This is a genomic window from Streptomyces sp. NPDC089799 (assembly GCF_040684755.1).
In the GTDB taxonomy this organism is placed as follows: domain Bacteria; phylum Actinomycetota; class Actinomycetes; order Streptomycetales; family Streptomycetaceae; genus Streptomyces.
In genome coordinates this window covers 23,873-46,718 of the sequence record NZ_JBFBGR010000005.1, presented here as the reverse complement: position 1 = coordinate 46,718, position 22,846 = coordinate 23,873, and the positions used below count along the sequence as shown (strand labels likewise).

Sequence of the window (22,846 nt, the reverse complement as noted above, 5' to 3'; positions counted from 1 at the left end):
TCGCCGGCGCCGTCAGCCGGCCGCGGCCGTGTCGTGGGAGGTGATGAACCGGCGGAGGGCCTCGCGGGGGTCGGGCATCCGCCCGTACTTCCAGCCCCGGTGGGCAGGGCCGCCCTTCGGGATCCCTTCCAGCATCATGTCGCGCATGCGCTCGGTCGCGGTGAGCCGGGCCGCCCCGATCCGCTGCCGGCTCTCCTCGGTGCCGTCCTCGCCGGCGAGGACCTCGGCCAGCGCGCGCTCCCAGCCCAGCACGCGGTCCCAGACGTACATCTCCTCCTGCGCGGAGCCGACGTAGTGGAAGCCGACCAGCGTCCACCCCTGACTTTCCGTCAGCCGCGTGTCGGCCGATACCCATGCGGTCGCCAACTCCGCGGCACGCCAAGTGAGTTCTGCATCGCTTTCACGCTGTGCTTCGTCCATGGGTTGATCCTAACTGATTATCGTCGCAATGACGATAATCAGGGGGTGGTCTCCTCCGTGCGCACGGGGAGACGGCCGGACGCCGCCCGGCGGGAAAGCCGGCGGTGCTCCCGGGCGGCCCATCTGCGGACCCCCGGCCGCTGCGGTACGGGCCCAGGTCGGCGACGTGCCCGGCCACCGGGGCCCCGGTGAGGCGGTGCAGCTCGGCCGCGGAGCCGAAGTGGTCGATGTGGGCGTGGGTGAGGACGATCAGGGAGATGTCGGCCGGGTCCACGCCGTGGGCGGCCACCCGGTCGTGGATCCTCCGTCCGCTGCCGGGGGTTCCCGCATCGACGAGTACGGGGCGCCGCCCCAGCAGGAGATAGGCGTTGATGCCGTGGCGGCCCATGACGGGGACGGGGACGATTTTCGTCCGGTGGGACATGGAGTTCTCCTCGTGAGTGAGCGAGCGAGTGAGTGAGGGGGCGGGGGAGGAGCCGGCGGGCGCGTCCGCCGGGCATGCCGGGGTTCCGCCCCGCGGACGGCGCGGGGCGGTGGCCGGGCCCGAAGGGCCGGGTCAGCGGAAGCGGCGGCGGTATTCGGCCGGGGTGGTCCCCAGTCGGCGCCGGAACGCACGGTGCAGGCTCTCCACCGAGCCGAGGCCGCTGGCCCCGGCCACTTCCGGCAGCGGCCGGTCGCCCTCCTGGAGCAGGCGCCGGGCCGCCTCCAGCCGGGCGGCCTCGACGTAGGCGGCGGGAGTGGTCCCCGTACGCGCGCGGAACACCCGGTTGAAGTGGCGGACGCTCAGGTGCAGTCGTGCGGCCAGGGCCTCGGCGGAGAGGTCGGCGGTGAGGTGCTCTCCGATCCACAGCCTCAGGTCGCCGATGCGGTCGCCGGTTTCGGCGGGCACCGCCAGCGGCACGCTGAACTGGCTCTGTCCGCCGGATCGTTTGACGTACATCACCATCATCCGGGCGGTGGCCAGGGCGAGGTCGGGGCCGTGGTCCTCGGCGACCATGGCCAGTGCCATGTCCATCCCCGAGGTGATGCCCGCGCAGGTCCAGACGCGGCCGGCCCGGATGAAGATCGGGTCGGGGTCCACCGTGACCCGCGGGTGGGCCGCGGCCAGGTGCGGGGCCGTACGCCAGTGGGTGGTGGCGGACAGGCCGTCCAGCGCGCCTGCGGCGGCCAGCAGGTGTGCCCCCGCGCAGGTCGAGCCCACCCGGGCGGGCCGTGCGGCCGCGCCGCGAAGCCAGCCGGCGACCTCCTCGTCGAGCACCGGCACGACCTGGTCCCCGCGCACTTCGACGGCCCCCGCCACCAGGAGCGTGTCCACCTCGTCACCCACCTCGTCCAGCCGGAGGTCGGAGAGCAGCCGGACCCCGCCCGCCGTGGTCACGGGCCCTCCGGCGGACGTGGCGATACGGACCCGGTAGCCGGGGCGGCCGCCGCCTCCGACTCGGGTGGCGACCGAGAACACCTCGGCAGGACCCGTGACGTCGAGCAGCTCGACCCCGGGGAAGGCCGTGATCACCACCCGGTGCGGCAGGTGTGGCATGTGTGGTGTGTGAGACGGGCGGGGTGTGTGAGGCATCTGAGGAACGAGCGGTGAGTGCGGGGTGTGCGGCGGAGGCATGTCCCGATCATTTCCGGGCACTTGCGTGTCCGCAATGACGAGGTTCTGTCAGATCGGGCCCCCGGCTCGGCTCAGGTGAGCCCGGCCCGGCTCCGCTCCGGGCTGCGGAGTACGGCGTGCACCGGCCGGGCCGGCTGGAGGGTGAGGCCGGGGAAGACCGGGACCGGGTCCGGGCCGGAGTCCAGGTGGAAGCGGCGGGCCAGTACCGCCAGCACCAGCGCCGCCTCGACGAGGGCGAAGCGGGCGCCCAGACAGGCCCGCGGCCCGCCGCCGAAGGGGATCCAGGCGTGCTCCGGCACCGGGTCCGGGGCGTCGTCGTCCCAGCGCTCGGGCCGGAAGGCCAGCGGATCGGGGAACCAGCGCGGGTCCCGGTGGAGCGACCAGGGACTCGTCCACACGGTGGTTCCCGCCGGCACCGGGCGCCCGCCGATCCGCGCCCCGTCCCGCGCCACCGCGGAGATCAGCCAGATCGGCGGATAGATGCGCAGCGCCTCCTTCACCACCTGCTGCGTCCACGGCAGCCGCGGGTAGTCCTCGTAGGTGGGCAGCCGGTCGCCCAGCACCCGGTCCAGCTCCTCCGTCAGCCGTGCCCGGGCCTCCGGTGCACCGGACAGCAGCTGCCAGGCCCAGGTCAGGGTGGTGGAGGTGGTCTCGTGGCCGCCGATGTAGAGCGTGATCGACTCGTCCCGCAACTCCCGCCGGGACAGCGGGTGCCCGTGTTCGTCGCGGGCCGCGAGCAGTCGGCTCAGCAGGTCGTCGCGTTCCTCCCCGGCCGCCGAGGCCCTCTCGTGCTCCCGTATGACGTGGGCGATCTCCCGGTCCAGCACGTTCACGGCCCGGCGCATCCGGGTCCGCCCCGGGGTCCGCACCCACGACGGGAGGAAGAGCGTGACCCCGCGGAACTCCGCCCCCAGCTCGTGCTGTGCCGTGGCCATGGCGGCGCTGATCGGCGCCTCCCGGCCCGCGGCCTCGCTCCCGAACAGGGTGCGGACCGCGATCCGCTGGGTCAGCCCGGCCATCTCCCGGTGCACGTCCACCCGTTCGCCCGCGCTCCAGCGCGCGGCGAGGGCGTCCGCGCACCCGACCATCTCGGCCGCGTACGCCCGCACCTGGCGGGGCCGTACGGCGGGCTGGACGAGGGCCCGCTTGCGCCGCCAGTCGTCCCCGGTGGCGACGACCACCCCGTTGCCGAGCAACTGCCGGAAGGCCCAGCCCAGTTCATTGGGGGAGAAGGAGGACTCCACGGCCGCGAGGAGTTCGCCGGCATGGGCGGGCTGCGAGACCAGGACGTTGCGGCGCGGTCCGAGCGCCCAGGGCACCCAGTCGCCGTACCCGTCGCGCAGGTGCTCGAAGAAGGCCAGCGGGTCGCGGGCGAAGGCGGGCAGATTGCCGAGCAGCGGCCATCGGCGGGGTCCGCGCTCGGTACCGGAGGGCAGCAGGGTGGCGGTCACGCCCGCATCGTGACACCGCCGCCTTACGGGCACCAGACCCCGCGCGGCCGGACGACCGGACCTCGTGCGTGCCGTTCAGCCGGGCCGCCCGGCGGCGTCGACGGTGTCGAGCAGCCGCAGGAAGGGCCGCCGCAGGGCCACCGCGACCGGGCGCGACACCGCGGCCGAGTACGCGGCGAAGCAGCCCCGGGCCTCCGCGACCGCGGGCCCGGGGTCACGGCCGGCCAGCGCGTCGTCCATCGCCCGCACCGTGGCGGAGGCCAGCGCGGCCAGGTCCCGGCGCGCCCGCTCGACGTCGGCGGCGAGGTCCGCGCGCCCGGTGAACACGGCCACCTCCTCCGCCAGTGTCTCCACCCCGGCGCACAGGTCGCGGGCGAGGAACAGGCGCCCCACGAGACCGCTCACCTCCGCGCGCTGGTGCCGGCGCAGCGGATCGAACCTCAGGACGCGCCGGGCGTTCCGCGCCTCGTTCGCCGGCCGCCGCACCGCCTCGGTCTCACGGCGTACGAGCCCGAGGTTGTCGCGGGCCGCGGCCGGGTCGGTCCCCAGCACCCGTACGCTTCCGGCCAGGGCGCGGGCCAGCCGCGACCGGCACTCCTCCACCGCGCCGGCCAGCGCGCGCCGGGGATCGGGCGGCCACAGCAGCGGTGCCAGCAGCACCGTCACCACCGCGCCGGCGATCGTCTCCCACACCCGGTCCAGCGCGTAGGAGTCGGGACTGGGATTGGCCAGGACCAGCAGCGAGGAAACGGCGATCTGGACGTTGATGCCGCTCCCGGAGTTCAGGAACATCCCCAGCACCAGCCCGAGCACCACCACCAGGGCCAGTGCCACCGTCGACGGGCGCAGCACCTGGAGCACGCCGATGGCCAGCAGCACCCCCGCGACCACACCGGCGACACGCTCCAGCGAGGTGGTGAACACCGCGGAGGCGTCGCTGCGCACCGCCACCAGCGGCACGATCGCCGCAAACACCGGCGGCTGGTCCGCGCCGAGCCACAGCGCGGTCTGCCAGGCGGCGACCACCGTCACCGCGATCCGTGCCGCCACCGGCCCTTCGGCCACCAGCACCCGCCGCACCCGGGCCCGCGGACGCGCCCAGGCCCGGGCCCGGTCCCGGAGGCGCACGCCCGCGCCCCCGTCCTCCTCACCGCCCCCGCTCCGGCCCTCGCTCCCGCTCTCGCCCACGTACGTACCCACCGTTCCGCCGTCCGGGAGCCCGGACCCTCGCACGCACCACCACCACCGACGGGCGGTCCGGGCCGGCCGGGCGATCGCCGGCCGGCCCGGACGGGCGCCCGCTCAGGCCAGGTCGAACCGGTCGAGGTTCATGACCTTGTCCCACGCCGCCACGAAGTCACGCACGAAGCGGCCCCCGGCGTCCCGGGACGCGTAGACCTCGGACAGGGCCCGGAGCTGGGAGTGGGAGCCGAAGACGAGGTCCACGGGGGTGGCCGTCCACTTCACCTTCCCCGTGGCGCGGTCGCGTCCCTCGAACACGTTCTCCGCGGACTCCGACGCCTTCCATTCCGTGCCCATGTCGAGCAGGTTGACGAAGAAGTCGTTCGTCAGGGTCCCGGGACGGTCGGTGAGGACACCGTGCGGGGCCTGCCGGAAGTTGGCGTCCAGCGCGCGCATTCCGCCGACCAGCACGGTCATCTCGGGGGCGGTCAGGGTCAGCAGGCTGGCCCGGTCCAGCATCAGGGTCTCCGCGGACAGCTTCTCCCCCGCCCGCAGGTAGTTGCGGAACCCGTCCGCGCTCGGCTCCAGCACGGCGAACGACTCCACGTCCGTCTGCTCCTGCGAGGCGTCCGTGCGTCCCGGCGCGAACGGGACGGTGACCACGTGGCCGGCGTCCTTGGCCGCCTTCTCCACGGCCGCGCAGCCGCCCAGCACGATCAGGTCCGCGAGCGAGACCTCCGCGCCGCCGGACCGCGAGGAGTTGAAGTCCTGCCGGATCCCTTCGAGGGTCTGCAGCACCGCGGCCAGTTCGGGCGTGTCGTTGCCCTCCCAGTGGCGTTGCGGCTCCAGCCGGATCCGGGCGCCGTTGGCCCCGCCGCGCTTGTCGGTGCCGCGGAAGCTCGCCGCCGACGCCCACGCGGTGGAGACCAGCCGGGAGAGGGGCAGCCCGGAGGCGAGGACCTTCTCCTTGAGGGAGGCGACGTCCGCGTCCGACACCGTCGCCCGGCCGGCCTGCGGGACGGGGTCCTGCCACAGCTGGGGCTCGGGGACCCAGGGCCCGAGGTAGCGGGAGACGGGTCCCATGTCACGGTGCAGCAGCTTGTACCAGGCCCTGGCGAAGGCGTCCGCGAGCGCCTCGGGGTTCTCGTGGAAGCGCTTGGAGATGGGCCCGTAGACCGGGTCCAGCCGCAGCGCGAGGTCCGTCGTCAGCATCATGGGCGCGTGCCGCTTCGACGCGTCGTGCGCGTCGGGCACGGTGCCCTGGGCCGCGGCCTCCTTGGGGGTCCACTGGTGGGCGCCGGCGGGGCTCGACGTCAGCTCCCACTCGTACGCGAACAGGTTGTCCAGGTAGCCGTTGTCCCACTTGGTCGGCTCGTTGGTCCAGGCACCTTCCAGACCGCTGGTCAGGGTGTCGACGCCCTTGCCGCTGCCGTACGTGTTCCGCCAGCCGAACCCCTGCTCCTCCAGGGGGCACGCCTCGGGCTCCGGGCCGACGTAGTCGGCGTTGACGGCGCCGTGGCACTTGCCGAACGTGTGGCCGCCGACGATGAGCGCGACGGTCTCCTCGTCGTTCATCGCCATGCGCCCGAACGTCTCGCGGATGTCCGTGGCCGCGGCCAGCGGGTCCGGGTTCCCGTTGGGCCCCTCCGGGTTCACGTAGATCAGACCCATCTGCACCGCGCCGAACGGGCCGGTCAGCTCCCGGTCGCCGACGTAGCGCTCATCGCCGAGCCAGGTGTCCTCCGGTCCCCAGAAGACCTCCTCGGGCTCCCAGATGTCCTCGCGGCCGAAGCCGAAGCCGAAGGTCTTCAACCCCATGGACTCGATCGCGCAGTTGCCGGCGAACACCAGGAGGTCGGCCCAGGAGACCTGCTGGCCGTACTTCTGCTTCACCGGCCACAGCAGCCGGCGGGCCTTGTCGAGGCTCGCGTTGTCCGGCCAGCTGTTGAGGGGCGCGAAGCGCTGCGCGCCGCTGCCGCCGCCGCCCCGGCCGTCGGCGATGCGGTAGGTCCCGGCGGCGTGCCAGCTCATCCGGATGAACAGCGGCCCGTAGTGGCCGTAGTCGGCGGGCCACCACTCCTGGGAGTTCGTCATCACGTCGAAGACGTCCCGCTTGAGCGCCTCGACGTCGAGCTTGCCGAACTCCGCCGCGTAGTCGAAGTCCTCGCCCAGCGGGCTGGACTGCGGCGAGTGCTGGTGGAGCACCTGAAGGTCCAGCTGGTTCGGCCACCAGTCCCGGTTCGTCCTGGGCGGGGTCGGCGTGGGGGTCGGGGAGGGGATCACCGGGTTTTCGCTCTCGCTGCCGGACACGTACGTCCTTCTTCCTGTCTGGTACTTCCCTGTGCTGGCTGCTGCCCGTCCGTGACGTCGGCCGCCTGCCGGTGTCGAGCACGGCGACCCCCCGTCTCGGCGTCCGTTATGGTCGCGCACCGCGGACCGCGGAGCCGTGAGAACACGCAGGGCGAGTCCGGTACTGGCGGAAAGTGACAGGTCCTCCGCCCTCCGGTGCCCGTTCCCCGGCCGGGTCAGTCCCGGGACCGCCGGGGCTTCTGCGCGGCGGTGCGGTAGCCCGGGTGCACGCCGGGCGTCAGCTCCTGCTGGGCCGCCACCCGCTGCAGCAGGCCCAGGAGCAGGTCGCGCTGGTCCCGGTCCAGGGCGGCGAGCAGGTCGTCCTCGTGCGCGGCGGCGGTGCGGGAGACGGAGCCGAGCGCCCGCCGGCCGTCGGCCGTCAGGTGCAGTTCGTGGTTGCGGCGGTCCTCCACGCTGCGCCGCCGCTCGACCAGGCCCTTGTCCTGCAGGCCGTCGATCAGTGACACGACGCGGCTGGGTACGACGCCCAGGTCCTCGGCGAGGGCGCGCTGACTGCGGCCGGGCCGTCCGCCGATCATCCGCAGCAGGCCGACGTCCGCCGGGGTCAGCCCCAGCTCGCCGACGCGTTCGGCGAACCGCCCGGCGGCGTGCGCACCGATCTGCGCGAGCAGGAAGGCGGCTCCGCGGGGGGCGGGGGCCGCTGCGGCGGGCGTTTCTTCCGGTTGCCGGGCGTTGGTCACGGGGCTATCGTACGCAACACAAAACGATTCTCCTCAGTGAATCATTCTCGAAGAGAACGGATGCGTCCCATGGCAACGACCGAACCGACGCCGACGCCGACGTCAGCACCGATGCCGGCATCAGTACCGGCACCGGCATCAGCACCGGCACCGACCGGGAACCGGACGGCGGACGGGCCCCACCGCCGCCGCGACCACCAGGCCGGCCCGCCGCCCGGGATCCTCGCGGTGGTCTTCACCGCGCTCTTCCTCGCCGGACTCGTCATCAGCACCCTGCTGGCGGACGGCAGCCCCTTCCCCTCGCCCTTCGGCGCCACCGACACGGTCATCGCGTACTTCCGCGACCACGCGCAGGCGACCCGTGTCTCCGGCGCCCTCCAGTTCGCCGCCTCGGTGCCGCTCGCCCTCTACGCCGCGACCGTCTCGGCCCGGCTCCACCGGCTCGGGGTCCGCGCCCCCGGCGCTACGATCGCCCTCGCCGGAGGGGTCCTCGCCTCGGCCTTCCTGGCCTGCTCCGGGCTGGTCACCTGGGTGCTCTCCCACGAGGCGGTGACGGCCCGGCCGGAGCCGGTACGGGCTTTGCAGTACCTGGCCTTCGGCCTCGGCGGGCCCGCGCACGTGGTGCTGCTCGGCCTGCTCGTCGCGGGGATCGCCGTACCCGGCCTGCTGGCCGGCCTGCTCCCGCGCGCACTGGCCCTCACGGGGCTCGCCCTGGCCGCCGTCGCCGAACTCTCCACCCTCGTCCTGCTGACCGAGGACGCCGCCCTGCTGCTCCCGGTCGCCCGCTTCGGGGGAATGGTCTGGCTGATCGCCGCCGGCTTCCTGCTGCCGCGCCGCCGCACCCGCAAGGAGCCCTGACATGCCCGACCCGACCCCGCACCCGACCCCGCACCCGACCCCGCACCGGACATCGCGCCCGACCCCCGCATCCCGCCGGCCCGACGACAGGCAGCACCGGCTGCGCTTCCACCGGCCGGAGAACGCCCTGCGCCGGCTGGGCGCCACCCCCGACACGGCACTGGCCGCCCTGTTCGGAACCGACGCCGGCGACTACCGCGACCGGCTGGCGGCGTTCGAGGAGCACAACCGCACGGCGGCCGCCGAACTGGAGGCCCGGCCGGGCGCGGCGGCCCGGATCGCGGGTCTTCCGTTCCGCCCGGGGCAGCACCTCGTCGCCGTGGGGGAGAGCACGACCGCCGACCGGTTCTCGTGGTTCGAGATCCTCCGGCACCTGCTCCCCGACGGGGTCCGGTGCACCAACCTCGCCGTCCCGGGCAGCACCACCACCCAGGCCCTGGCAGACCTCCCGCTGCTCGCCTTCCAGCGGCCCGACTGGGTGCTGTGCATGCTGGGCGCGAACGACGCCCAGCGGCTCGACGGCGTCCCGCTCGTCACCGCCGCCGAAACCCGCCGCAACCTCACGGCCCTCCGCGACCTCACCGTCCGGCGCACCGGTGCCCGCTGGATCTGGCTCACCCCGAGCAGCGTGGACCCCGCCCGCACCGACTCCTACGAGCACTTCCGCCGCGCCGGACTGAGCTGGTCGGCCGCGGACATCGACGCCACGGCCGACTTCCTGCACGCCCAGCGGGAACCCGCCGTCGACACGCGTCCGGCCACCCGGACCCACCAGGAACCGGACGGCCTCCACCTCACGCCGGCCGGCCAACGGGCCGTCACCGAGGCCCTCCTCGCGGCCCTCCACCCCTGACCCGCCCGCCGACGGCTCCCGTGCCGGGGTCGAACGGGCGCGTGCATCATGGCCGTATGACCGATCGAGGAGAACGCACGCCCGACCGCACACCCGACCGCACGCCCGCCGCCGTGGACGCCGGCGCGCTCACCGCGCTCGCCGACGCCTACCACCCGCGCACCGTACGTCCCCTGGGCTGTGCCACGCTGGCCGGGCACCTGGTCAAGTCGTACGCGGTCCTGGCGCCGGGGCGGACCGTGACGGAGGAGGCCGCGCGGGCCGCGCAGCAGGTCGCCGCCGCCCATCTGGCATCGGCGCGGCTGCGGGGCTCGCTGGGGCTGTCCGTCCTGCTGGTGCACGCCGGTGCCGACGGGGACTACGTGCTCGTCCACACCTGGATCGAGGGGTACATGGCGGACCTCGCCGTCTTCACCGGTCCGGCGGGAGATCCCGGCGGGCTCCGCCCCGGCAGGTCCGGCCTCGCCCCGTGCGTGTGGGAGGCCGCGGTCCTCGCCCATGAACGCGACGCCTTCGGCCGGCACCTCCTCGACGGCGAGGGCGTGCTCGGCGAACGGGTGGCCGCCTGGCAGGCCGACGTGCTGGACGGCGAGGTCCGCTGACCGGCCGTCAGGACGGGCCCACGCGTACGCCCCCGCCCGCCGACGGTGCGGCGGGCGGGGGCGTGGCGGCGTACGGCGTACAGCGGGTCGGCGTACGCGCGCGAGGGGCGGGGCTCAGGCGGGCTCGGAGACCTTCGCCGTTTCGGCCTCGGTCCCGGCCTCACGTGTGGGAGCGGCGGACGCCGCGGCGGGGACGCCGTGCCCGCCGCGCAGGCCCAGCCCCCCGATGACGGCGACCAGGGCGAAGGCCGCGGCACCGATCCAGAAGGTGAGGGTGAAGCCGGACTCGGCCGGGAGCGCGGGGACGCCCGCGGGCAGGTGCTCGATGGTCTTCGAGGCCAGGATCGTGGTGACCACGGCGCTGCCGATCGCACTGCCGGTGGAGCGCGAGATGGAGTTGATGCCGTTGGCGATACCACTCTGGTGGGGCGGGACGCTGGCCATGATCACGGCGGGCATGGCGGCGTAACCGAAGCTCACGGCCGCACCGGCGAAGAGGCCGGCGCCGATGACGGAGGCGGTGTGGGCGTGGTCGAGCGCGAGCCAGCCGAAGCCGACGGCACCGAACGCCGCGGCCACGAAGAGCACGTAACGGGGGCCGCGGTGCCGGACCAGCCGGCCGCCGATCGGGGAGGCGAGCAGCGAGACGATCGCGCTCGGCAGCAGGAACTCGACGGAGGCGCGGAGGATGGAGGCGTCGAAACCGTATCCGGTGATCGCCTCGGGCATCTGGACGAGGTAGGAGATGCCGAGGAAGTTCGCGAACATGCCGAAGCCGACGAGGACGCCGGCCAGGTTGGCCATGAGGACCGGGCGGTGCACGAACATCCGCATGTCGACCAGGGGCTCGCGGACCTTGAGCTCGGTCAGCACCCAGAGCACCGCCATCACGGCCGCGCCGGCGAAGCTGCCCAGCGTACGGCCGGAGGTCCAGCCCCACTCGTGGCCCTGCGAGATGGCCAGCAGGAGCAGCAGCAGGGTGAGGCCGAGCGTGAGCGCACCGAGGAAGTCGGTGCGGCCACCGGTCTTGGTCCGGGTCGCGGGCACCAGGAAGACGACGGCGAGCAGCGCGAGGACCGCGAAGGCCGTGGCCATCCAGAACGCGTTGCGGTAGTCGGCGTCGGAGCCCGAGGTGAGCAGGCCGGTGGCGACGAGCGCGAGGCCGCTGCCGAACGCGAGGGTGCCGCTGACCAGGGCCATGGCGCCGGGGAGCTTCTGCGGGCGGAGCTCGTCGCGCAGCACGGAGAGGGCCAGCGGGAAGATCGCGGTGGCGGCGCCCTGGAGCGTCCGGCCCAGGATGAGCAGCGGCAGCGACGTCGCCATGGCGGCGATCACGGAGCCGGCGACCATCACGCCGAGCACCGCCACCAGCGTGGGCTTCTTGCCGTGCTGGTCGCCGAAGCGGCCGAGCAGCGGGGTGAAGACCGCGGCGGAGAGCAGGGTGGCGGTGGTCACCCAGCTGACGCCGGCGGTCGAGGCGCCGAGATCGTTGCGGATGAGGCCCAGGATCGGGACCGGCAGGGTCTGCATCATCGACACGACCATCGCGGCGAGGCTCAGGGCGAAGACGATGACCGTCTCGTTCCTGCTCTTGACCTCGGGCGTGGCCTGGGAGGGTGCGCTGGTGCTCATGACGGAGGGTGACCTTCTCACTGCTTCAGATCGTAGATGTTTCATGTCCTCAAGTACTTCGAAGACGGTAGATCTCAATGGTTAAGAACGTCAAGTAAAAGGTTGATAATCTCAAGCAGTCTGATTACGCTCCCCGCCATGAGCGCCACCGCCCCGCACACCCCGACCAAGCTCCAGCTCCTGGAGCTGCTCGCCGCCATCGGCACCGCCCAGTGGCGCGACTTCGCGGCCGCGGCGGCGCACCACGGGCTCACCTCCACCCAGGCCCGCGTCCTCGCCCAGCTCGACGGCCCGGTGCCGATGCGCGGCCTCGCCGCCCTGCTGGTGTGCGACGCCTCGAACGTCACCGGCATCGTGGACCGGCTGGAGGCCCGCGAGCTGGTCCGGCGGGAAGCCGATCCGGCCGACCGCCGGGTGAAGAACGTCGTCGCGACCGACGCCGGGCGCGAGGTCATCCGCCGCGTCCGCGAGGAGATGCAGGCCACCCGCGGCGCGCTCGACACCCTCGACGCCGCCGAGAGCGCGACGCTCTACGCCCTCCTCGAACGCCTCCGCCCCACCATGGAGCGCGACGCCTGACCCGAGGCCGTCCGGCCCGAGGCCCTGACCCTCTGCGGGGCCGCGGCACATTACCAGCCTCCCGGGCCCCGCCCGGTTCTTTGTCCATTCGTGATGCCCTTCCGAACGGGGCCCGCGCACGGCACTACCGTCACCTGGCATCCGGGGAGCGCGGGTGCGCGACGGCACCGGTACGTCGGCACACCACGCCGGCGACACCACGCCGGCGACACCGAACGAGAAGCACCACGCCGACGGCACCACGCCGACAGAGCACCGGCACACCGCCCATCGGCAGGCGCCCGCCCTCCCGGTCCCCGTGACAAGGAGGCACAGTGCTGTCATTGCGTCGTTCTGCCGTCGGCGGCATGTCGCTGGCGTCGAGACACGTGCTGGCCACGGGCGTCGTCATCGCCGCCCTCGCCTGCACGCTGCTCGCGTTGCTGATCCCCGCCCACACGTTCGGCGGCAGGACCGCCGCGGCCGCCGTGCCGTCCCCGTCCGGGGACGACGACGGCCTCGGCACGATGAGCACGGCCTTCGGGCCGCTGACCCCCCAGGACCGGGACTTCGTCCGCAAGGTGCGGCTCGCCGGACTGTGGGAGCTGCCCGCGGGCCGGCAGGCCATGCAGAAGGGCGAACGCCCCACCGTCCGGATCGCCGGCGAGCACCTCGTCGAGGGCCACAGCGAACTGGACCGGCGCGTCCTGGAAGTGGGCCAGGCCCTCGGCATGGAGCTGCCGAACCAGCCCTCCGGCCAGCAGCAGGCCTGGCTCGACCAGCTGGAAGCGGCCCGGGGCGCCGCGTACGAACCCCTGTTCATCCAGCTGCTGCGCAGGGCGCACGGCAAGGTGTTCACCCTCGTCGCCCAGGTGCGCGCACAGACGCGCAACTCGATGGTCCGGGCGCTGGCCACCGACGCCAACAGCACCGTCCTGGACCACATCAGCGTGCTCGAAGCCAGCGGACTGGTCGACTTCGACGGCCTCGCGGACACCCCGCCCGCCGGTTCCGTCTCCCCACGCACCCCCTCCACTCCCCTCCGACCGACGAAGTGAAGTGATCGCATGAGCCGAATGGGCCGAAAGGGCCGACAGGGCCGAGAAGGCCGACAGGGCCGCGCACACCGTCCCTGGATGTCACGCAAGCTCCTCGCCATGGTCTCCGCCCTCGTACTGGGCAGCGGCGGTGTCGTGTTCATCGCCCAGGGCGCCTTCGCCGGACAGGAGGAGCGCGCCGCACCGGCGACGGCCACCATCGACTGCCCCGACGTCGGGGACAAGCTGCGCACCGTTCCCGACGGGGCCCGGCAGGAGGTCGACCGGAACCTCGCGCAGCTGGACAACCAGGTCGCCGACGCCTACACGCGGCTCTCCTCCGGCCGGGCCGACCGCAACGCCCTCCTGGGCGGGCTGAAGGAAGAGCGCGGCAGGACCATCGACGCCATCGGCGACGCGATCGCCGGAGCCGGTGCGCGCCCGCAGGGGCTGGACGGCCTCAGCAACTGCCGGATGCAGCAGGCCGAGGCCGAGCCGGCCGCGGACCGGCAGGCCGCCGCCGAAGGCGGCGCGGCGGCGGCCGCCGGGCAGCGCTCGCCCGCCCGCAGCGACTTCGTCGCCATCGGCACCGTCCGGCCCAACGTGCGCAAGCCGGGAGTCCGCCAGGGCGCCTCCACGGGTTCCTTCTCGGTGAACTGCGGCCGCAACGAGAACGGCCACTTCAACCCCGACAACGTCATCGTCGCGCCGGGCGTCAGCAACGGCGCCCACCACATGCACGACTACGTCGGCAACCGGACCACCGACGCCTTCTCCACCAACAACAGCCTCGCCGCCTCCGGCACCACCTGCACCAACGGCGACCAGTCCACCTACTACTGGCCGGTGCTCCGGCTCCGCGACGGCCGCGCGGAACGGGACGCGCAGGCGCCCGGCGGCGGTCAGGACGGCAACGTCGGCACCATCCTGCGGCCCAAACAGGTCACCATCGAGTTCAAGGGCAGCCCGGTGTCGAAGGTCACGGCCATGCCCCGCTTCCTGCGGATCATCACCGGCGACGCCAAGGCGTTCACCAACGGCACCGCCAACGCCAACGCCTCGTGGAGCTGCACCGGATTCGAGAACCGCCAGCTCAAGGACAAGTATCCGCTCTGCCCCAAGGGCAGCGACGTGGTGCGCACCTTCAACTTCCAGAGCTGCTGGGACGGCCGGAACATCGACAGCGCCAACCACCGCACCCACGTGGCCTTCGCCAACCGGGACGGTTCCTGCAAGCCCGGCTTCAGGGCCGTACCGCAGCTGGTGCAGCGGATCGTCTACAGCGTGCCGCCCGGCTCGCGCTTCGCCGTGGACAGCTTCCCCGAGCAGCTCCACAAGCCGGTGACGGACCACGGCGACTTCATCAACGTCATGTCGGAGGGCCTGATGGGGCGCGCGGTGCGCTGCATCAACGGCGGGCGTGCCTGCCGCTGACCCCGGCCTCCCCGGCGCGGTGCCGGCCCGGAGCATCGGCTCCGGGCCGGCACCGGTCGCGTACGGGCCCGGGGACGCGCGGCTGCGGTCGGTCCGCGTACGTGCCACAGCCCCCGTCACGCCGCGGTCCCCGTCACGCCGCGGCCACCGAACGCGCTGCGGTCCCCGTCCGTGCCACCGCCCCTGTATGTGCCACCGCCCCCGTACGTGCCACCGCGCCTGTATGTGCCACTGCGCCTGTATGTGCCACCGCCTCCGTACGTGCCGCAGCCCCGGCCGCGCCACCGCCCCCGGATACCTCACCGCCCCCGGACGCCTCACCGCTCCCGGACACCCCACCGCCCCCGGACACGCCACAGCCCCGGTCCCCTCGCGCCACCAAGGCGGTGAGGGGACCGGGGCCGCAGGGGCGCCGGACCGGGCCGGGCGGAGGCGGCGGGGAGGGTACCGCTCCGCCCGGCGGCGGTCGCTACAGGCCGTTCACGCGGGCCATGCGCCCCAGTCCGAGGGGGGTGACATCGGTCGCGGGGGTGCGCACCTTGCGCCCCGCCCGCGGGTTCTGGCGTCGTACCCGGGCCATCAACCGCCTGCTGCGGAGGGCCATTTCGAGCTCGAAGCGGGTACGGGGGTCACGCAGGGCCGGACCGAACAGCTTCTCCAGCTGCCGCATCCGGTAGCGCACCGTCTGGGGGTGGACCTGCAGTGCCTTGGCGGCCTCGGGCGCGCCGCCGCCTTCGAGCCAGGCGAGCAGGGTCACTTCGAGCCGCTCGCTCTGGCGCGGTGTCAGGTTGGCCAGCGGCTGCAGCCAGCGCGCGGCCAGTGCGTGCGCCAGCGGCTCGTCCTGCAGCAGGAGGAGCGTCGAGAGGTGGTCGTCGACGAAGAGCGGCTGGCCGTCCGGGGCGGGCCGGTGCGGGGCCAGGGTCAGCAGTCGCACGGCCCAGCGCAGGGAGTGGGAGGTGTCGCCGGGGGCGACGGGGTGGCCCACCGCGGCCAGCCGGCCGCGCAGCAGGGCCTCCAGGGCGGTGCGGGCGTCGGGGTCCTCCGGGCTGGGGACGAGCAGGCACGGCTGGCCGCAGACCACGCCGGCGAGCCCGTCGTCCAGGGCGGCGGCCAGCTGCTGCGTTTCGCCCGGCGTCGCCAGGGCGATCGCCCGCACCTCGGCCGCAAGGGGCCAGTCGGCGGCGCGGGCCAGCTCCGACAGGGCAATTTCAGACATGGGCATGTCACTCGTGAGAGCGGAGAACAGCTCGCGCCGGGGGCGTTCGGAGGTGTTCTCCGGGCCGGTGGGCGGTACGACCGTCAGCGGGACCGTCTTTCCCGGCCCGTGCGGGTTCCGGGGCCGGCTCCGGGACGGCATCCGGTCGCCGGAGTCCTCCGGCCGGCGCTGTCGCGGTATCCGCTCCAGAGCGCGGTGCCCGGCCGCGGCGTCCTCGACGTCGGGGTGCCCGGCGGCGGACTCGTAGGCGCCGTCGCCGTCCCTCCGGAACGCCCCCGGGAGTCCGGGCAGTTCGGGGTGGTCGGACAGCTCGGACAGCTCGGACAGCTCGGAGAGACCGGGCGGTCCGTCGACCCGGGACGGCATGGAGCGTCCGTCGGGGGCCGTGCCGTGCACCGCCTCCCGGTCCTGCGGCCGGGGCACCGGCTCGCGGTAGCCCAGCGCCGTGAGCAGGGCGGTCTCGAAGGCCCTGACCACCTCGTCGTCACGGTCGTCGACCAGTTCGGCGAAGCCTGACATCCCGTCCTTGAGCTCTTCCACCATGGTGGAGGCCAGTGCGGGCAGTTCCCTGCGCAGGACCCGGGTCCATTCGCCCCGAGGGCGGGCCCAGATTCGGTTCAGCAGTTCGCACATGTGTTACCTCGTTCTTGCCGGGGTACGACCTGCCCCCATGGGGGAGGGTGGCAGGCCCCTCGCGCCGCCCCTTTCCCGTCTGCGCCGGTGCAGACGGGGAGTCGGGCACCTCGTACACCCTCCTGGAGAGTGCCGTCCACTTGTCTTCCCTCGGCCGCGTCTCGTGTGGGCCGTCGGGCGCGCGGTGGCACGCAGGGTCGGGATTCGCACGAGCAGTCGGCTCCTTCCTGTCACCGCGCCGTTGGAACGGAATCCTCCGGGGAGTTGGGGCAGCACGATGCCACGCGCGCAAGAACTTGTCACGATTCGATAAACGTGGTGGAGGTGTTGCGGAAGTCCACGATGCTTCTGCACTCCGGCCCCCGCTCCCGGTCGGCGAGCCTCCCGACTGCCGCCCGCCGCGGAGCAGTTCCGTCGACCCCCGGGCACCGAGAGCGCAGAGCCATGCCTCGGACCTGGACGTATGGGAGAACCGATGTCCCTGTCCCCGCCCCGCGCGCCCCACTCCCACCGGGTCCGCCGCAGCAGACGCCACGCCGGCGCGGCCGCGGCCACCGGACGGCGCGCCGTGCGCAGGCCGCCGCTGCTCTCCCGGGCCGGTGGCATCCGCCCCGCGGCCCTGGCCTGCGCCGCCCTCGCCGCCCTGCTCGCCCTGGGAGTGCTGGCCCACGCGGGAGCCCTCACCCGCCTGTGGGACTTCCTCGACTACGGAGCCGGCGTCCTCGCCCTCGTCTCCCTGACCTCCGCCGTCCTGTGGGGCCTGGCCGCCACGGACCGGGTGTTCCTCACCTCGGGGCACCGGCTGATCGCCCAGGGGGTGCACCGGGGTCTCGCCGTCGGCGGGCTCGGCTTCCTGGTGCTGCACATATGGATCAAGGTCGCCGAGGCGCGGGCGGGTCTCCTCGACGTCCTCGTCCCCTTCTCGGGCGGGGACCGGCCCTTCCTCATCGGCCTCGGCAGCCTCGCCGGGTACTTCTTCGTGTCCGTGGCGGTATCGGGCGCGGTCCGCAGCGCGTTCGCCACCAAGGGCCGGTCGTCCTGGTGGCGGGCCCTGCACCTGGGCGCCTATCCGGCCTGGGGGGCCGCGCTGGTGCACGGCCTCAAGTCCGGCCGTTCCGCGGCCGGCTGGGTGACCGCCGCCTACGCCCTGTGCATCCTGGCCGTCGCGGCCCTGCTGCTCGTACGGCTGAGGGCGAGGCTGCGTGCGGAGCGCGCCCGCCCGGCCGCCGCGCAGGCGCCCTCCGCCGATCGTGCGCCCGGGCAGGGCCGGCAAAGCGTGAAGGACCGTTTCGTACGGCGCCCGGCCGAATGGGCCGCCGAGCTCCTGACCGCCCGGCTGGCCCGACAGGCGGCGGGGCCGGGACCGGCAGCGGTCGCGGGCGTGGGGCTCGGCATGAGTGCCGGAGCGGGATCCGGTGCGGGAACCGGCGCCGGCCCGCGCCCGGCCGCCGGGCGCCCGGACCTGCTCACGGCACCGTTCGCCGACCCGTTCGCCGACCCGTTCGCCGGTCCTTCCGCGGGTCCTCCCGCCGGCCGGCCCGCGGGCCCGCCCCCCGCAGGCGCTCCCGCCGCCCCGCCGTCCGCGCCCGCCTGGATCGTGGCCCCGGAGCGCCCGGTCCACCCGACCGTCCCCGACCGCCTCCCCTACGGAGCCGAATCCCCCTTCGTCACCAGCCGCCTCGACGCCGTCACGCGCCGGCCCGACGGGGCCCCCGAGCCGCCCGCCCGGCCGGAGGGCGGCGCCCGGGAGCGCTCGTGGCGGGCGTGACCACCCCCGTCCTCGGCTGCGTGGGCCCCCCGCGGGTGCTGGCCGGACTCGACGCCCTCCCGCGACTGGACGCGAACGACCACCTCGCCGTCCACGGGCCACTCCCCGCCTACGGCCCCGAGGACCTCGCCGCACTCGCCGAGCGCATCGACCTGCGGGGCAGGGGCGGAGCGGGATTCCCCTTCGCCCGCAAGCTGCGGGCCGTCCTGCGCACCGCCGCCGCCCGCGACGGCCGGACGGCGGTCGTCGTCAACGGCAGCGAGGGCGAACCGAGCTGCCTCAAGGACACGGCCGTGCTGCTCCACACCCCGCACCTGGTCCTCGACGGAGCCCTGCTGGCCGCCGCGGCGGTGGGCGCCGAGGAGGTGGTCATCGGCGTCACCCGGGAGGACGTCGCCCGGTCCGTACGCACCGCGGTCGCCGAACGGGGTCCGGCCGGCGGCCTGGTCCGCGTCGCCCGGCTGCCCGAACGCTTCGTCACGGGCGAGGGCACCTCGCTGATCAACGGCATCGAGGGCAGGGCCGCGCTCCCCTCCGGCCAGAAGGTGCGCACCAGCGACCGCGGCCTCGGCGGCGTGCCCACCCTGCTGTCCAACACCGAGACCTACGCCCAGCTCGCCGTCGCGGCCCGCCTCGGCTCCTCCGGCTACCGCACGCTCGGCCTGCCGACCGAACCGGGGACGCTGCTGCTCACCATCGCCGGGTCGACGGTCGTCGAGGTGCCCGCCGGCACCTCACTGGCGTACGTCCTGGAGCTGTTCGGCTTCTCCCCGGGCGAGGGCGTCCTCGTCGGCGGCTACCACGGGCGGTTCCTGGCCCCCGCCGCAGCCCGTTCGGTGACCCTCTCACGGCAGTCCCTGGCCACGGCCGGCGCCGTCCTGGGGGCCGGGGCCGTCCTGCCCCTCCCGGCGGACACCTGCCCGGCCGGCGAGGTCGCCCGGGTGGTCCGCTGGATGGCCGACGAATCGGCGGGCCAGTGCGGCCCCTGCGTCCGGGGGCTGCCCTCGCTCGCCTCCGCGGTGGAGGAACTGGTCGCCGGGGGAGGACGGGCCGCCTGGGAGGCGGTGGAGGCCCGCGCACGCGGAGTGCGGGGACGCGGCGCGTGCAGCCACCCGGACGGCACCGCCTCCTTCGTGGCCTCCGCCTTCACCGTCTTCGCCGAGGAGTTCCGCGACCACGCTCTCGGCAGCGGCTGCGGCCGACGCGTCCAGGGGACGCTGCCCCTGCACGCCCAGGAGGACCCCGAGCGGCTCGTCGTGGACTGGACGCTGTGCAAGGGCCACGGGCTGTGCGTGGACCTGCTGCCGGACGTCGTACGGCTGGACGCCGACGGCTACCCGGCGCAGGCCGTCATGCCCGTTCCCGGACGGCTGCGGCCCAAGGCCCTGCGGGCGGTACGGCGCTGCCCCGCACTCGCCCTCCGCATCCAGGAATGAACGGTCGGCACCCGCCCGAACGTCCCGCACAGCAGCCCGAGTTCACGGCTTGGCGGAATTTGACAAATTCCCGCCCGATCCAATTCCGGGGGCTCGCCAGGGTTTATGAATATCTCGGCAAGCCCCTCCGGAAACGACTCGAAGGAGAAACCGTGAAGAAGAAGAGCCGCCTCGCGGCAGCCGGATCGGTGGCCGTCCTCCTGTCCCTGGCCGTGGGCTGCGGCAGCAACGGCGACAACAATGCCCGCAGCGCGAACCTCGTACAGCCGGCAGCCGCCGGAAAGGCCCAGCAGGACGTCTACGGATCCGGTTCGGGATACGGCTCCGGCGGGGGAGCGGACACCGGCGACGCCTACGGCGGATCCGCACAGTCCGCGGAGGAGTCCGGACCGGCCGGCCGGCTCGCCGTCCGGGAGATCGCGGGCGTCGGCACCGTGGTCACCGACAGCGAGGGCGCCTCCCTCTACCGCTTCGACAAGGACACGGCCAAGCCCCCCAAGTCGGCCTGCGAGGGCGACTGCGCCAAGGCCTGGCCGCCGGTGCCCGCCGACGGCGCGGCGGCCACCACCGGCATCGAGGCCGGCCTCATCGGGTCGGTCACCCGGGCGGACGGCACCAAGCAGCTCACCCTCGGCGGCTGGCCGGTGTACCGCTACGCCAAGGACACCGCACCGGGCGAGGCGAAGGGCGAGGGCGTCGGAGGCACCTGGCACGCGCTTGCACCGGACGGCAGGAAGGCCGTCGACGCGAAACAGAAGCCGGGCGGCTCCGGCCATTCCGGAATGGACATGGGAGGGAAGCCCGCGGACAGCGGATCGAATTACGGAGGGAATGGCGCCGGGGACAACGGAGGCGATTCAGGATCGGGAACCGGGGCGGGTTCGGACAAGGAACTCTCCGTGGCGTCGAACGAAAAGCTGGGGAAGATCCTCGTGGACGGACAGTGGCGGACCCTCTACCGGTTCGCCAAGGACAGCGCCTGGCCGATGAAGATCGCCTGTGTCGGCGCCTGCGCGGAAACGTGGAAGCCCGCCGCCCCCGTGGACAAGACGAAGACCTCCGGAATCCGGCCCGAACTCGTCGGGAAGGTGAAGCGGCCGGACGGCACCGAACAGCTGACGATCGACTGCTGGCCGGTCTACACCTTCACCGGGGACACCGCACCCGGACAGACCAACGGCCACAAGGCGCAGAACCTGTGGTTCGCCGTCACCGACACCGGCAAGAAGGCCGCCTGACGGAGCCCCCGCCCCTCCAACCCGCCCCTCCGCAACCCGCCCCGACACCCTCCCCGCCCCTGTGAGGCAGCCGTGCCCCCGAGCTTCCGCCCCTTCGCCACCCGCGCCGTCCTGCCCCTGCTGCTCCTGTGCGGTGGCTGCGCCGGCGGGGGCACGGCCGCCCCGCAGGATCCCGTCCCGGCCCCGGACCGGGCCCCCGCCGTGCGCCCCGCCTCCCTCCAGGAGATCGCCGGCGCACTCGGCTGCACCCCCGAGACCACCGTCGACGCCGAGGAGGTGCGCGAGGGGGCGTGCGGGTCGGGCCCGGGCGCGTACCGCATGGCCACCTTCGCCTCCGACCAGGGGCGCGACGCCTGGCTGGCGGCGGCCCGTGACTACGGCGGCACCTACCTCGTCGGCGCCCGCTGGGTCGTCACGGCGGCGACCCCCGAGGCCCTCACCCCGCTCCGCACCCGACTGGGCGGCACCATCGAATCGGCCCCGCAGCACGGTACGTCCCCCCAGCACGGCGCGTCCCCCCACGCGGACCACACCGCCGGAGGCACACACCCCTGATCAGGGCTCCTGCCCCGGTTTCCCACCGGGTTCCCGCCCCGGCTCCCGGTCGGGCTCCGGCTCGTCCTCCGCACGGGCGCGCAGGTGCCCGACCACGGTGTTGGCGACGGCGACGAGCGGGACAGCGACCACCGCACCGCCGATCCCGGCGATCAGCCCGCCGGTGGTCACGGCCAGCACCACCGCCAGCGGATGCACCCGCACCGCCCGCCCCAGGATGAACGGCTGCAGGACGTGGCCCTCGATCTGCTGGACGAGGAGCACCACCATCAGCGTCATCAGCGCGGTGAACGCCCCCTGGGTGACCAGCGCGACGATCACCGCCAGCGCGCCCGAGGCGACCGCGCCGACCAGGGGCACGAAGGAGGACACGAAGATCACCACGGCGATCGGCACCGCGAGGGGCACCCCGAGGAAGTAGATGCCCACGCCGATGAACACGGCGTCGATCAGCGCCACGAGCATCGTCCCGCGGATGTACGCGGTGAGCGTGCGCCAGGCCGGCGGTCCCGCCCCGGCCATCCCCGGCCGGGCCGCCGCCGGCACGAGCCGGAGCGTCCACTCCCAGATGCGCTTCCCGTCGTACAGCAGGAACAGGGTGCAGAACATCGTCAGGAGCAGGCCGGTGATCACCTCCACCAGGATGGTCACGCCCTGGAGACCGGTGGAGGCGATCTTGTCGGAGCGGGCGCCGATCGCGTCGCTCAGCTTCCCGGCGATGTCGTTGATCTGCTCCTCGGTCACATGGAACGGGCTGTTCAGGAGCCACCGCTTCAGCTCGTCGATGCCCTCCTGGAGCCGGCTGGAGAGGCTCCCCAGGTTGTCCAGCACCTGCCATACGACGAACCAGCCGGCCAGACCCAGCGCGATGAACCCGCAGAGCGCCGTGGTCACGGTGGCCAGTCCCCGCGACAGGCCGCCGCGGTGCAGCCGGGCCACCGTCGGCTGGAGCAGCGCGGTGACCAGCAGCGCGGCGACGAGGACGAGCGCGATCAGCCGGACCGAACCGATCACCCGCATCACGATCCACACGGTCGCGGCGAGGACCACGAACCGCCAGCCCGCCTCCGCCGCGACCCGTACGCCCCAGGGCACCGCCTGGGCCGGTTCGGAGGGCCGGGGACGGGCCCGCCGGGCCTCCGCCTGCCGGGCCCGCTCGGCTCTCTCCTCGGCGTCCTGGCGCGCCTGTTCCCGGGCACGGCGCTCGCGGAGCGCCGCGGCCCGGCCCTTCAGGCGCTGCGCCCGCTCGTGGATCCGAACCATCCCGCACCTCCCTCCGTCCCGCCCGTACGTCCGTCCTGAGCCCGC

At 74.0% G+C, this 22,846-nt stretch carries 20 protein-coding genes; 10 read left to right on the top strand and 10 right to left on the bottom strand.

Annotated elements, in window-relative coordinates:
- Window positions 1-12: 12 nt before the first annotated feature.
- The 7 genes from AB0O36_RS06260 to AB0O36_RS06230 all read right to left on the bottom strand — a co-directional run bounded on the left by AB0O36_RS06260 (window position 13) and on the right by AB0O36_RS06230 (window position 7,718).
- On the bottom strand, window positions 13-420 hold the full coding sequence (locus AB0O36_RS06260; RefSeq protein WP_365104821.1) for a hypothetical protein: 408 nt from the start codon (window positions 418-420) through the stop codon (window positions 13-15).
- A complete protein-coding gene (locus AB0O36_RS06255; RefSeq protein ID WP_365105417.1) occupies window positions 401-808 on the bottom strand; it encodes an MBL fold metallo-hydrolase in 408 nt (135 codons plus the stop codon). Before AB0O36_RS06255 ends, AB0O36_RS06260 begins: the two co-directional genes overlap by 20 nt.
- Before the next feature lie 168 nt (window positions 809-976).
- Window positions 977-1,957 carry a helix-turn-helix domain-containing protein gene (locus AB0O36_RS06250; RefSeq protein ID WP_365104819.1) on the bottom strand — a complete coding sequence of 327 codons (981 nt, stop codon included), beginning with the start codon at window positions 1,955-1,957 and terminating at the stop codon, window positions 977-979.
- A 149-nt stretch (window positions 1,958-2,106) separates the two neighbouring features.
- Entirely contained in the window at window positions 2,107-3,486 is a 1,380-nt protein-coding gene (locus AB0O36_RS06245; RefSeq protein ID WP_365104817.1) for a cytochrome P450, read from the bottom strand.
- A 75-nt stretch (window positions 3,487-3,561) separates the two neighbouring features.
- Window positions 3,562-4,686, bottom strand: coding sequence for an FUSC family protein (locus tag AB0O36_RS06240; RefSeq protein ID WP_365104815.1), 1,125 nt, complete (start codon window positions 4,684-4,686; stop codon window positions 3,562-3,564).
- A gap of 102 nt (window positions 4,687-4,788) precedes the next feature.
- Window positions 4,789-6,951, bottom strand: a complete 2,163-nt coding sequence (katG, locus tag AB0O36_RS06235) for a catalase/peroxidase HPI (RefSeq protein ID WP_365105414.1) — start codon at window positions 6,949-6,951, stop codon at window positions 4,789-4,791.
- 242 nt (window positions 6,952-7,193) lie between these two features.
- A complete protein-coding gene (locus tag AB0O36_RS06230; protein ID WP_365104813.1) occupies window positions 7,194-7,718 on the bottom strand; it encodes a MarR family transcriptional regulator in 525 nt (174 codons plus the stop codon).
- A gap of 69 nt (window positions 7,719-7,787) precedes the next feature.
- Here AB0O36_RS06230 and AB0O36_RS06225 point away from each other — a divergent pair, with 69 nt between their 5' ends.
- From AB0O36_RS06225 to AB0O36_RS06215, 3 genes are read left to right on the top strand one after another with little or no spacing between them, the layout of a single operon-like run.
- A complete protein-coding gene (locus AB0O36_RS06225) occupies window positions 7,788-8,576 on the top strand; it encodes a hypothetical protein (RefSeq protein WP_365104811.1) in 789 nt (262 codons plus the stop codon).
- 1 nt (window position 8,577) lies between these two features.
- A complete protein-coding gene (locus tag AB0O36_RS06220; RefSeq protein WP_365104808.1) occupies window positions 8,578-9,429 on the top strand; it encodes an SGNH/GDSL hydrolase family protein in 852 nt (283 codons plus the stop codon).
- A 56-nt stretch (window positions 9,430-9,485) separates the two neighbouring features.
- Complete coding sequence (locus AB0O36_RS06215; protein WP_365104806.1) at window positions 9,486-10,031, top strand: hypothetical protein; 546 nt, start codon at window positions 9,486-9,488, stop codon at window positions 10,029-10,031.
- 114 nt (window positions 10,032-10,145) lie between these two features.
- Here AB0O36_RS06215 and AB0O36_RS06210 read toward each other — a convergent pair whose 3' ends face one another.
- Complete coding sequence (locus tag AB0O36_RS06210; RefSeq protein WP_365104803.1) at window positions 10,146-11,663, bottom strand: MFS transporter; 1,518 nt, start codon at window positions 11,661-11,663, stop codon at window positions 10,146-10,148.
- Between the two features lie 138 nt (window positions 11,664-11,801).
- Here AB0O36_RS06210 and AB0O36_RS06205 point away from each other — a divergent pair, with 138 nt between their 5' ends.
- From AB0O36_RS06205 to AB0O36_RS06195, 3 genes are all read left to right on the top strand, one after another.
- Window positions 11,802-12,242 (top strand): MarR family transcriptional regulator, encoded by a 441-nt coding sequence (locus tag AB0O36_RS06205; protein WP_365104800.1) that lies wholly within the window; start codon window positions 11,802-11,804, stop codon window positions 12,240-12,242.
- Window positions 12,243-12,565: 323 nt separating this feature from the next.
- Window positions 12,566-13,279 carry a DUF4142 domain-containing protein gene (locus AB0O36_RS06200; RefSeq protein ID WP_365104798.1) on the top strand — a complete coding sequence of 238 codons (714 nt, stop codon included), beginning with the start codon at window positions 12,566-12,568 and terminating at the stop codon, window positions 13,277-13,279.
- A gap of 78 nt (window positions 13,280-13,357) precedes the next feature.
- A complete protein-coding gene (locus AB0O36_RS06195; protein ID WP_365104795.1) occupies window positions 13,358-14,692 on the top strand; it encodes a DUF1996 domain-containing protein in 1,335 nt (444 codons plus the stop codon).
- A gap of 469 nt (window positions 14,693-15,161) precedes the next feature.
- Here the strand turns inward: AB0O36_RS06195 and AB0O36_RS06190 are convergent, their stop codons facing one another.
- The gene (locus AB0O36_RS06190) at window positions 15,162-16,541 is read right to left on the bottom strand and encodes a helix-turn-helix domain-containing protein (RefSeq protein ID WP_365104793.1); all 1,380 of its coding nucleotides are present in this window, start codon (window positions 16,539-16,541) and stop codon (window positions 15,162-15,164) included.
- 475 nt (window positions 16,542-17,016) lie between these two features.
- On the opposite strand from AB0O36_RS06190, the gene AB0O36_RS06185 reads away from it, so the two are divergent.
- The 4 genes from AB0O36_RS06185 (at window position 17,017) to AB0O36_RS06170 (ending at window position 21,538) form a co-directional block, all read left to right on the top strand.
- The gene (locus AB0O36_RS06185) at window positions 17,017-18,309 is read left to right on the top strand and encodes a hypothetical protein (protein WP_365104790.1); all 1,293 of its coding nucleotides are present in this window, start codon (window positions 17,017-17,019) and stop codon (window positions 18,307-18,309) included.
- A complete protein-coding gene (locus tag AB0O36_RS06180) occupies window positions 18,306-19,745 on the top strand; it encodes an NADH-ubiquinone oxidoreductase-F iron-sulfur binding region domain-containing protein (protein ID WP_365104787.1) in 1,440 nt (479 codons plus the stop codon). The genes AB0O36_RS06185 and AB0O36_RS06180 overlap by 4 nt, the downstream gene beginning before the upstream one ends.
- A gap of 152 nt (window positions 19,746-19,897) precedes the next feature.
- Window positions 19,898-20,983 (top strand): SCO0930 family lipoprotein, encoded by a 1,086-nt coding sequence (locus AB0O36_RS06175; protein WP_365104784.1) that lies wholly within the window; start codon window positions 19,898-19,900, stop codon window positions 20,981-20,983.
- A 72-nt stretch (window positions 20,984-21,055) separates the two neighbouring features.
- Window positions 21,056-21,538, top strand: coding sequence for a hypothetical protein (locus AB0O36_RS06170; RefSeq protein WP_365104781.1), 483 nt, complete (start codon window positions 21,056-21,058; stop codon window positions 21,536-21,538).
- On the opposite strand, the gene AB0O36_RS06165 is transcribed toward AB0O36_RS06170, so the two are convergent.
- Window positions 21,539-22,801 carry an AI-2E family transporter gene (locus tag AB0O36_RS06165; RefSeq protein WP_365104778.1) on the bottom strand — a complete coding sequence of 421 codons (1,263 nt, stop codon included), beginning with the start codon at window positions 22,799-22,801 and terminating at the stop codon, window positions 21,539-21,541. It lies immediately after the preceding gene.
- Window positions 22,802-22,846: the final 45 nt, after the last annotated feature.

What these genes read in the sequence shown, in the direction of transcription:
- AB0O36_RS06250 (WP_365104819.1), bottom strand. Translation starts at nt 1,957, where the DNA reads ATGCCACACCTGCCGCACCGGGTGGTGATCACGGCCTTCCCCGGGGTC.
- AB0O36_RS06190 (WP_365104793.1), bottom strand. Translation starts at nt 16,541, where the DNA reads ATGTGCGAACTGCTGAACCGAATCTGGGCCCGCCCTCGGGGCGAATGG.
- AB0O36_RS06210 (WP_365104803.1), bottom strand. Translation starts at nt 11,663, where the DNA reads ATGAGCACCAGCGCACCCTCCCAGGCCACGCCCGAGGTCAAGAGCAGG.
- AB0O36_RS06215 (WP_365104806.1), top strand. Translation starts at nt 9,486, where the DNA reads ATGACCGATCGAGGAGAACGCACGCCCGACCGCACACCCGACCGCACG.
- AB0O36_RS06255 (WP_365105417.1), bottom strand. Translation starts at nt 808, where the DNA reads ATGGGCCGCCACGGCATCAACGCCTATCTCCTGCTGGGGCGGCGCCCC.
- AB0O36_RS06165 (WP_365104778.1), bottom strand. Translation starts at nt 22,801, where the DNA reads ATGGTTCGGATCCACGAGCGGGCGCAGCGCCTGAAGGGCCGGGCCGCG.
- AB0O36_RS06185 (WP_365104790.1), top strand. Translation starts at nt 17,017, where the DNA reads ATGTCCCTGTCCCCGCCCCGCGCGCCCCACTCCCACCGGGTCCGCCGC.
- AB0O36_RS06195 (WP_365104795.1), top strand. Translation starts at nt 13,358, where the DNA reads ATGTCACGCAAGCTCCTCGCCATGGTCTCCGCCCTCGTACTGGGCAGC.
- AB0O36_RS06260 (WP_365104821.1), bottom strand. Translation starts at nt 420, where the DNA reads ATGGACGAAGCACAGCGTGAAAGCGATGCAGAACTCACTTGGCGTGCC.
- AB0O36_RS06225 (WP_365104811.1), top strand. Translation starts at nt 7,788, where the DNA reads ATGGCAACGACCGAACCGACGCCGACGCCGACGTCAGCACCGATGCCG.
- AB0O36_RS06220 (WP_365104808.1), top strand. Translation starts at nt 8,578, where the DNA reads ATGCCCGACCCGACCCCGCACCCGACCCCGCACCCGACCCCGCACCGG.
- AB0O36_RS06205 (WP_365104800.1), top strand. Translation starts at nt 11,802, where the DNA reads ATGAGCGCCACCGCCCCGCACACCCCGACCAAGCTCCAGCTCCTGGAG.